Source organism: Aureimonas ureilytica, from assembly GCF_001475935.1.
GTDB classification, from domain to species: Bacteria; Pseudomonadota; Alphaproteobacteria; order Rhizobiales; family Rhizobiaceae; genus Aureimonas; species Aureimonas ureilytica_A.
This window is the reverse complement of the sequence record NZ_LDQA01000032.1, coordinates 1-9,910: the sequence shown is the minus strand read 5'-3', so window position 1 is coordinate 9,910 and position 9,910 is coordinate 1. Positions and strand designations below refer to the sequence as shown.

At 57.7% G+C, this 9,910-nt stretch carries 3 protein-coding genes, 2 tRNA genes and 4 rRNA genes; 7 read left to right on the top strand and 2 right to left on the bottom strand.

Going from position 1 to position 9,910, the window contains the following annotated elements; genetic code table 11:
• Positions 1 to 1,399 (top strand): 23S ribosomal RNA (locus NS365_RS14860); the annotation flags it as partial.
• 89 nt (positions 1,400 to 1,488) lie between these two features.
• Positions 1,489 to 1,603: ribosomal RNA gene (gene rrf / locus NS365_RS14855) — 5S ribosomal RNA — on the top strand.
• A gap of 420 nt (positions 1,604 to 2,023) precedes the next feature.
• Here rrf and NS365_RS14850 read toward each other — a convergent pair.
• A complete protein-coding gene (locus NS365_RS14850; RefSeq protein ID WP_082640642.1) occupies positions 2,024 to 2,725 on the bottom strand; it encodes a replication initiation protein in 702 nt (233 codons plus the stop codon).
• Positions 2,726 to 3,367: 642 nt separating this feature from the next.
• On the opposite strand from NS365_RS14850, the gene NS365_RS14845 reads away from it, so the two are divergent.
• Positions 3,368 to 3,820 carry a helix-turn-helix domain-containing protein gene (locus NS365_RS14845; RefSeq protein ID WP_058601080.1) on the top strand — a complete coding sequence of 151 codons (453 nt, stop codon included), beginning with the start codon at positions 3,368 to 3,370 and terminating at the stop codon, positions 3,818 to 3,820.
• 15 nt (positions 3,821 to 3,835) lie between these two features.
• Here NS365_RS14845 and NS365_RS14840 read toward each other — a convergent pair whose 3' ends face one another.
• Positions 3,836 to 4,954: a replication initiation protein gene (locus NS365_RS14840; RefSeq protein WP_058601079.1), complete on the bottom strand. Its 1,119-nt coding sequence runs from the start codon at positions 4,952 to 4,954 to the stop codon at positions 3,836 to 3,838.
• A 1,172-nt stretch (positions 4,955 to 6,126) separates the two neighbouring features.
• Between NS365_RS14840 and NS365_RS14835 the strand changes: the two genes are divergently transcribed.
• The 4 genes from NS365_RS14835 to NS365_RS14820 all read left to right on the top strand — a co-directional run.
• Positions 6,127 to 7,606, top strand: a 16S ribosomal RNA gene (locus NS365_RS14835).
• Positions 7,607 to 7,845: 239 nt separating this feature from the next.
• Positions 7,846 to 7,922 (top strand) — tRNA-Ile (locus NS365_RS14830).
• A gap of 32 nt (positions 7,923 to 7,954) precedes the next feature.
• Positions 7,955 to 8,030, top strand: a tRNA-Ala gene (locus NS365_RS14825).
• A 462-nt stretch (positions 8,031 to 8,492) separates the two neighbouring features.
• A 23S ribosomal RNA gene (locus NS365_RS14820) occupies positions 8,493 to 9,910 on the top strand; the annotation flags it as partial.

Below are 9,910 nucleotides of genomic sequence, written 5' to 3'. Positions count from 1 at the left end.
CCGAAAGGCGTAGTCGATGGGAACCACGTTAATATTCGTGGGCCTGGTGGTGAGTGACGGATCCCGTGTGTTGTTCGACCTTATTGGATTGGTCGAGCCTCGAAGGGGTCCCAGGAAATAGCCCCACCGTATAGACCGTACCCTAAACCGACACAGGTGGACTGGTAGAGTATACCAAGGCGCTTGAGAGAACTGCGTTGAAGGAACTCGGCAAATTGCACGCGTAACTTCGGAAGAAGCGTGACCTCCAGTAACGCAAGTTATTGGTGGTGGCACAGACCAGGGGGTAGCGACTGTTTATCAAAAACACAGGGCTCTGCGAAGTCGCAAGACGACGTATAGGGTCTGACGCCTGCCCGGTGCTGGAAGGTTAAGAGGAGGGGTGCAAGCTCTGAATCGAAGCCCCAGTAAACGGCGGCCGTAACTATAACGGTCCTAAGGTAGCGAAATTCCTTGTCGGGTAAGTTCCGACCTGCACGAATGGCGTAACGACTTCCCCGCTGTCTCCAACGCAGACTCAGTGAAATTGAATTCCCCGTGAAGATGCGGGGTTCCTGCGGTCAGACGGAAAGACCCCGTGCACCTTTACTATAGCTTTACACTGGCATTCGTGTCGGCATGTGTAGGATAGGTGGTAGGCTTTGAAGCGTGGGCGCCAGCTCGCGTGGAGCCATCCTTGAAATACCACCCTTATCGTCATGGATGTCTAACCGCGGTCCGTTATCCGGATCCGGGACAGTGTATGGTGGGTAGTTTGACTGGGGCGGTCGCCTCCCAAAGAGTAACGGAGGCGCGCGATGGTGGGCTCAGACCGGTCGGAAATCGGTCGTCGAGTGCAATGGCATAAGCCCGCCTGACTGCGAGACAGACAAGTCGAGCAGAGACGAAAGTCGGTCATAGTGATCCGGTGGTCCCGCGTGGAAGGGCCATCGCTCAACGGATAAAAGGTACGCCGGGGATAACAGGCTGATGACCCCCAAGAGTCCATATCGACGGGGTTGTTTGGCACCTCGATGTCGGCTCATCGCATCCTGGGGCTGGAGCAGGTCCCAAGGGTTTGGCTGTTCGCCAATTAAAGCGGTACGTGAGCTGGGTTCAGAACGTCGTGAGACAGTTCGGTCCCTATCTGCCGTGGGTGCAGGAATATTGACAGGATCTGTCCCTAGTACGAGAGGACCGGGATGGACATACCTCTGGTGGACCTGTTGTGGCGCCAGCCGCAGTGCAGGGTAGCTATGTATGGACGGGATAACCGCTGAAGGCATCTAAGCGGGAAACCCACCTGGAAACGAGTATTCCCTATCAGAGCCGTGGAAGACGACCACGTTGATAGGCCGGATGTGGAAGCGCGGTAACGCGTGAAGCTGACCGGTACTAATAGCTCGATCGGCTTGATCGTTCTCATTCGCCCATGTTCATCCCAGGCCTTGCCGGGATGTGCGGGCTTCTTCTTCAAGATACAGCTTCCAGACTGATGTGATTGGCCGACCTGGTGGTTATAGCGAGGTGGCTGCACCCGATCCCATTCCGAACTCGGCCGTGAAACGCCTCAGCGCCCATGATACTTCGTCTTAAGACGCGGGAAAGTCGGTCGCTGCCAGGTCTGCCAATCACATCCTTCTTCTCTTCTCGCATTTCAAAAACCCCGTCCTCTTCCGAGGCGGGGTTTTTTGCGTTCGGGCCTTTCGATCCCGAAGGCCGAGAACGCCAAGCGACACAGCTCTATTGGCACTTTTGAAAGCCAGTATGCTTCCAGCAGATCCTACGCTTCCCAATCGCCTCTCATTCGACCACAGAAGGTCACAGGAAGCGATTTTCGTATTTTTCCTAGATGGGTAGCTTTCGGATTGAATCGCACGTCAGTGGCGATTTATGAGGATTTTTGAATTCAACGCTCATCCCTGTCCCAATTGGATGGTGGCGCTGCGCTGACGTCACAAAACCTCAAGGCCACACCGGAGGCGACGATCACGGCGTCCCAGGCGCGCGGCACGTCGGGGTAGGCCCGATCGAGCCATCGCCGTCAGAACAGCTGACCCTGCGGATCGCGCATGAAGTCGAAGCGCACCGCCTTCACCTTGCGTCCCGCCTTGATCGGCTTCCACTCGATCTGCCAGCCGTCCTTTTCCACGAGCTCGCGCACCGCGGGCTCGATGATCTTGCGCCGGATGGCGGCAAAGTCCGCCTGCTGCTTCTCCGTCGCGTCCATGGAAGCCGCGAAGTCCTCCACCGTGTATTCGGCTCGGCCCGTCGAGCCGAACCGCGTCAGAAGCTCCAGGAGCCGCCAGGAATAGACCGAGCGCAGCGCCGAAGCCTGTTTGAGCTGGTGGCTCGTGAACTGCTTCTTGAGCCCCGTCAGGTGCGGCAGCAGCGCCGGCCACCAATGCAGCTCCACCCAGCCTTCCTTCTCGTGGTACTTCACCGAGCCGACCCAGCGCATCTGCACCTTGGCCAGAGACAGCGACTTGCCGCGCCGCCGGTGCGCCGCCTCGTAGAAGGTGATGGATCGCTCGTAGAGGGTCTTGGCCGCGCTCTGCAGAGCCTCGTAGGCGGTGGTGAGATCCACGTCGAAGGTCTCGGCATACTCGGCCGCCGTCAGATGGGTCTGAGGGACCTCGCCCGGCGCCAAGGGCCGCCGGCTGTCCAGCTTCGAGGCGGCATGCGCGATGATGCGCTTCTCGGCCAGGGTCAGCCCATGCCCTGCCCGCGTCAGGGCATTGCTCATGGACACCCATCGCTCCTCCGCAGGGCGCTCCGGGGCGGCTGGATCATAGCGCTCGACCCGGAATTTAGCCGCTGGTTTCCTCGTCAACTCTGCCATGTTCCGGGTACTTCTGCCGCAAGTCTCGAAGGGCAGAATAGGTGAATTCTGCCGTCTGGAAACGCAACGGCAGACTGTGGAAAACACCCGGAAAAAGGCAGAGATAACCCGGAAAAAGGCAGAGATAACCCGGAAAAAGGCAGAATAGGGGGGTATAACCTCATGATTCCAAAGGCGTTTTCGCCCTTAAAAACAAGAAAAAACAGGAAAAAACGCATTTTGCCGCTGGAAAAGCGGCATTTTCCGGTGCCTCGAACGCCTCCGAAACGATCTCCGGCAGAGACGAAGCCGAGATGTTTGTGAAGGCAAGCCGAGCCTGCAAAAGGGGCTATGAAGCCAAAGGGGTCTGCCAGGGAGGCAAGCCGCCAAGAGTTGATGTCAGCTCTGAGGTTTGAGCCGTAACATCCTACGATAGTGTCTATTTCGGATCGTTTCATGCAAGGTGTTTCAGGGCATGGGCGCAACGAACGATCTGAATGCTTAAGGCTGGATTAACCATTCGATCGCTAGCGTTGCGCAACAGGATCGAACACAAGGCCCCGCTCCATGTCCTACACGCTTGCAACGGCTGCCGAAGTCGCCGGCAAGACGAAGCCGACCATCTGGCGCGCGGTCAAAAGCGGTAAGATCTCGGCCACGCGCCTTGAGGACGGCTCCTTCCGGATCGACCCGTCCGAGCTCACCCGCTACCTGGCGGCCAACCATGAAACGGCCCCGAGCGAAACGGTGCAGCGATCCGAAACGGGATCGCCGTACGGTGAAATGGACGCCAAGGCGTTGCAGGAGGCGATTACGCTTCGTTTCACGGTGGAGCGCCTGGAGGCATTGCTCGCAACGGAGCGCGAGCGCGCGGCCGAGCTGCGCGAAGAGCGCAACCAGTGGCGCGACCAGGCCCAGCGGCTGGCGATCACCCACGAGAAGACGATCGCCGTCTCGCCCTCCCCGGAGCCTGATCGCTCCGGCCTCGTGACGCGGCTCCTGGCGGCCGTCAGAGGATAGGCGAAAGCACCGGCGCTATTTCCGGACCTGGTACTTGGCGCACCAGGTCTCGAAGATCTGAAGGATGTCGCGATGGTCGAGCGCCATCTTGCGGCCCTTCGCCCAGCGCCGGAACGCATCCGCCACCACAGCGAGATCGGGCGTCGGCTGCGGCAGCTCCCGGCGCGCCGGCTCGGCCCAAGCCGTGTAGTGAAGGCTTCCCTCGCTCGGGAAGGCCGCCAAGGGCGGGGGCGCCGCGTCCGCCTTGGAGCGCCGCTGGCGCGGCTTGGCGGACGCGGCAGTGTCCGACGCCGGCTTGCGCACGGCGCGCGTCCTTGAAGCTTTTGGAGCCTCGGAAGGCGTGTCCTCGGGCGGGATGACGGAAAGCGATGGCCGGGAGGGGACGGGCTCCCCCTCGATCTCGGTGTCGTGGGTCCGCACCGACCAGAAGATCTCGACCCCCACGACGATGCGTCCGCGCTTCTTCGGGACGGCCGAGACGGCAAAGCGCGAAATCCGGTTCACTTCGTTGATGGCGGGTTGGATAGCCTTCCGGTTGAGCATATCCCACCTCTCCAGCTTACCCTTTGGCACTCCAAGGCGAGCACGAAGATCGAGCAGCGTGAAAGTCTCGGAAGCCTTGTGAGAGAGGTTCGCTCGGAGCGCGATCATCTCATGGAGTCGCATAGCGTACCGACTGGTCATTGAGAGCGCTGTGGAACGGTCGATGATCGCCCAATAATCCGAGCCTTGGGCGATGTGGCGGAACGCTTCCCCGAACTTCCAGCGCGCGACCACAGGGCCGTCGTCGGTCTCGATCTCCGCGATCGCCAAAAGTGAGCCCACCACGATCTTGGTGCCGGATTGGTACTCCATGACTGCGCCACTCAGTTCCTTGAACAGGTCCACGAGTTCGCGCTTGGTCAGGTTCTTGATCCCTGCCTCAGCCTTGATCGCCGCTAGATCGAGTGTGTGCCAACGGTCTTCTGCTAGTGCTGCCCCCGCAGCCCGGAACATCAGTTCGTAGAGCTTCAGTGCCACGATGCCAGGTGGATTGGTGAGGTCGGCAAAACGCCCCTCCACCAGTTCCCCTGGGCGGTAGGAGCGGTCCTTGTCATAGGCCCGATCAGCGATCACTTGCAGCGTCTTTCCCATGGCTACCTGCTATACATGTCAAAGGTAGCCTTTTGAATAGCCCTCAGTCCCCATAGGTAGCTTTTCAGTCCCCATAGGTAGCTTTTCAGTCCCCATAGGTAGCTTTTCGCAACGCAAGATATTGTTTTTAAAAGCGTATTTTTCCCTGAACATATAGAACATTTAGAACAAGAAAGCGGGCAGCATCCAAATCCCGGAAAATCAGGCGTTCGAAACCTGCATCACGCCCCTGATGAGGAGCTAATCGAGCGACCTAAGGCCTTTATTCAAGCTCGTCGGCGAGCACTCCCAATAGGTTCTTTTAGCGCTCCAACGTCGCCATCAGCGTGCCGGTGATCGGTACGAAAGCGCCTATTCTGGATCCCGCCCAAACCAGCCTCACCCTCTCCAGGGCTCTTGAGGGAGGCATGGGATCAGCGTCTGCGCCTTCCCCACTGGTGACGCGCCTCGTCACCTCGGCGACCCGACGCCCAATAAGGGCATGAAGGCGCCCAAGGCTCAGCTCTCAGAGGCCGGTTCATCCGACAGAACCCGTGCGAAGCCTATGAAGAAGAGGAATTATCTATTGAAATCAGTAACTTGAACTCATGAGAACCGCCCCCGAGTCGGTTTCACGACGATTCCGTTCATTTTTCGTGACAGGGGGTGTTGACCTCCCGTGAAGAATCCCCTTATAAGCCGCTCATCAACGACGGCCCTGGCGCTGTCGGGCGGACAAGCCGGCCTGGAAGGCTCGTTTGTTTCGCGGTAAAGCTGACGGTTTGGTTCTCAGGTTTCCTGGGAGGTTAAGCTGGTCGGCTCGTTTTTGCGCCTCCGGGTGTCAAAAGTTTCGAAGTGTCTGTTGGATGCTTTGCAAGGTTGGCCCGAGGGTCGACCGACGGTGGTTCGTCCGCCGTGATCTTTGAAAATTGAATAGTGTTGGAAGAAAGAGAAACGTGGACGGCGGTGTTGGCCGAGGACGCGCTCTGAATGGTATTTCCTTTCCATTTGAGTGACGTCCGAGAGAACAAACCGACGAGACACGTTTCGTTGAGATGAGAGTGTACACGCTCCGACTTCGGTTGGAGTGTTTGACGATCATGTGCGCTGGTTGGCTTTCGGGCTGGCCGGTGTTTTGGTCGTTTCTCTCGTCGATGCTTTGAGACAGTGACTAGTCGGGAAGAACTCTTATCAAACCTGAGAGTTTGATCCTGGCTCAGAACGAACGCTGGCGGCAGGCTTAACACATGCAAGTCGAGCGCCCCGCAAGGGGAGCGGCAGACGGGTGAGTAACGCGTGGGAATCTACCCTGAACTGCGGAATAGCTCCGGGAAACTGGAATTAATACCGCATGTGCCCTGAGGGGCAAAGATTTATCGGTTCAGGATGAGCCCGCGTCCGATTAGCTAGTTGGTGGGGTAAAGGCCTACCAAGGCGACGATCGGTAGCTGGTCTAAGAGGATGATCAGCCACATTGGGACTGAGACACGGCCCAAACTCCTACGGGAGGCAGCAGTGGGGAATATTGGACAATGGGCGCAAGCCTGATCCAGCCATGCCGCGTGAGTGATGAAGGCCCTAGGGTTGTAAAGCTCTTTCAGTGGGGACGATAATGACGGTACCCACAGAAGAAGCCCCGGCTAACTTCGTGCCAGCAGCCGCGGTAATACGAAGGGGGCTAGCGTTGTTCGGAATTACTGGGCGTAAAGCGCACGTAGGCGGACATTTAAGTCAGGGGTGAAATCCCGGGGCTCAACCCCGGAACTGCCTTTGATACTGGGTGTCTTGAGTTCGGAAGAGGTGAGTGGAATTGCGAGTGTAGAGGTGAAATTCGTAGATATTCGCAGGAACACCAGTGGCGAAGGCGGCTCACTGGTCCGATACTGACGCTGAGGTGCGAAAGCGTGGGGAGCAAACAGGATTAGATACCCTGGTAGTCCACGCCGTAAACGATGGAAGCTAGCCGTTGGGGGATTTATCTCTCGGTGGCGCAGTTAACGCATTAAGCTTCCCGCCTGGGGAGTACGGTCGCAAGATTAAAACTCAAAGGAATTGACGGGGGCCCGCACAAGCGGTGGAGCATGTGGTTTAATTCGAAGCAACGCGCAGAACCTTACCAGCCCTTGACATGCCCTGACGGCTCCAGAGATGGAGCTATTCCTTCGGGACAGGTGCACAGGTGCTGCATGGCTGTCGTCAGCTCGTGTCGTGAGATGTTGGGTTAAGTCCCGCAACGAGCGCAACCCTCGCCCTTAGTTGCCAGCATTCAGTTGGGCACTCTAGGGGGACTGCCGGTGATAAGCCGAGAGGAAGGTGGGGATGACGTCAAGTCCTCATGGCCCTTACGGGCTGGGCTACACACGTGCTACAATGGCGGTGACAGTGGGCAGCCAGACCGCGAGGTCGAGCTAATCCCAAAAAGCCGTCTCAGTTCGGATTGCACTCTGCAACTCGAGTGCATGAAGTTGGAATCGCTAGTAATCGTGGATCAGCATGCCACGGTGAATACGTTCCCGGGCCTTGTACACACCGCCCGTCACACCATGGGAGTTGGTTCTACCCGAAGGCGTTGCGCTAACCGCAAGGAGGCAGGCGACCACGGTAGGGTCAGCGACTGGGGTGAAGTCGTAACAAGGTAGCCGTAGGGGAACCTGCGGCTGGATCACCTCCTTTCTAAGGATCGCCCTTTCACGGCCTTCGAACCCTCTGCTTTCGGGCAGACGCTTCGGACTTCCGTATCGGATGATTTTAGAACAAGATGCCATCAGTCAGGTGAGCATCGCGCATACCAGTGCCCTGTCCATCGATCCTCGAGATCGGGATTGGGGTGATGGCCGGCATCGCCGCCCATGTTTCTCTTTCTTCCCTGGATATATCACGACGACCTCGGCCGGGCCGGGATCAAGAAGATCGGGCCCGTAGCTCAGTTGGTTAGAGCGCACCCCTGATAAGGGTGAGGTCGGTAGTTCGAATCTACCCGGGCCCACCATTTGCCTCGAGCGCCTCGCGGCGATCGGGAACGGGGCTTTAGCTCAGCTGGGAGAGCACCTGCTTTGCAAGCAGGGGGTCGTCGGTTCGATCCCGACAAGCTCCACCATTCCCTCCGAATGGTTTGGACCGGGATATCCAGGAAGAAAGTGCACGCTTTGCGGCCGCGCCCATCGGGGTTCGGTTCGCCTGTTCTGACACATTGTGAAGAGAAGACGGGTCCTGAAGGATCGACTGGCCGAAAGGCCGATCGACCCTGTCCGGGGCGGATCGCCAGAGGGTTCATCGCCCGCTGGAACAACGTTCCGCGCCATACCCGGCGCCTTGGCCTTCGGGCCGTGGCGTCACCGATCAACGTGCCTGACCGCCGTTGTCGGGTCCCGTCTCTGGAAGCTGGTCTTTCGTCAGTTCTCGTCCTCCAAGGCACGAGAGCTGACAGAGCGCCGTCGCAGGACGCCGATCCCCGTTGCACGCGGGCCGGTGTTGAGGGCGCTCAGAAGAATGAAGCCGTCCTGTTCGTCTCTCTCACCCCGTCTTAGGATGGGGTCTGATGAACATGGGCGATGAGAACGATCAAGTGTCTTAAGGGCATCTGGTGAATGCCTTGGCATGCACAGGCGATGAAGGACGTGATACGCTGCGATAAGCCATGGGGAGCTGCGAATAAGCTTTGATCCGTGGATTTCCGAATGGGGAAACCCACCTCCGAACCTTGGTAAGATCGGAATGGCACTGGAGCGCAAGCCCCGGTGCGATTGCGGTTACCAAGGTTCAACAGCGAGGTATCTAACTCTGAATACATAGGGGTTAGAAGCGAACTCGGGGAACTGAAACATCTAAGTACCCGAAGGAAAGGACATCAACCGAGACTCCGTTAGTAGTGGCGAGCGAACGCGGACCAGGCCAGTGACCATGACAAGAAGAAGCCGAACAGGTTGGAAAGCCTGACAAGAGTGGGTGATAGTCCCGTAGGCGCAATGTCTGTCATGGTCCTCGAGTAGGGCGGGACACGTGAAATCCTGTCTGAAATTGGGGGGACCACCCTCCAAGCCTAAGTACTCGTGCATGACCGATAGCGAACCAGTACCGTGAGGGAAAGGTGAAAAGCACCCCGACAAGGGGAGTGAAAGAGAACCTGAAACCGGATGCCTACAAACAGTGGGAGCCCGAAAGGGTGACCGCGTACCTTTTGTATAATGGGTCAGCGACTTAGTCTGGCGAGCAAGCTTAAGCCGATAGGTGGAGGCGTAGCGAAAGCGAGTCTGAACAGGGCGTTCAGTTCGTCGGATTAGACCCGAAACCGAGTGATCTAGCCATGAGCAGGTTGAAGGTGCAGTAACATGCACTGGAGGACCGAACCCGCATCTGTTGCAATAGATTGGGATGACTTGTGGCTAGGGGTGAAAGGCCAATCAAACTCGGAAATAGCTGGTTCTCCGCGAAATCTATTTAGGTAGAGCGTCGGATGTATTCTCCAGGGGGTAGAGCACTGAATGGGCTAGGGGGACTCACCGTCTTACCAAACCCAATCAAACTCCGAATACCTGGAAGAACTGTCCGGCAGACACACGGCGGGTGCTAACGTCCGTCGTGAAGAGGGAAACAACCCTGACCACCAGCTAAGGTCCCCAAGTTATGGCTAAGTGGGAAAGGATGTGAGGATCCCAAAACAACCAGGATGTTGGCTTAGAAGCAGCCATCATTTAAAGAAAGCGTAACAGCTCACTGGTCTAGATTTAAGGGTTCTTGCGCCGAAAATGTACCGGGGCTCAAGCCATACACCGAAGCTGTGGGTTTGCACTTTGTGCAAGCGGTAGCGGAGCGTTCCCTAGGCTGTTGAAGCGGGACCCGTGAGGGCCCGTGGAGGTATGGGAAGTGCGAATGCTGACATGAGTAACGATAAAGGGTGTGAGAGACACCCTCGCCGAAAGTCCAAGGGTTCCTGCTTAAAGTTAATCTGAGCAGGGTTAGCCGGCCCCTAAGGCGAGG

Excerpts from the sequence above, each read along its gene's own strand:
- NS365_RS14850 (WP_082640642.1), bottom strand. The coding sequence starts at position 2,725 with ATGAGCAATGCCCTGACGCGGGCAGGGCATGGGCTGACCCTGGCCGAG.
- NS365_RS14845 (WP_058601080.1), top strand. The coding sequence starts at position 3,368 with ATGTCCTACACGCTTGCAACGGCTGCCGAAGTCGCCGGCAAGACGAAG.
- NS365_RS14840 (WP_058601079.1), bottom strand. The coding sequence starts at position 4,954 with ATGGGAAAGACGCTGCAAGTGATCGCTGATCGGGCCTATGACAAGGAC.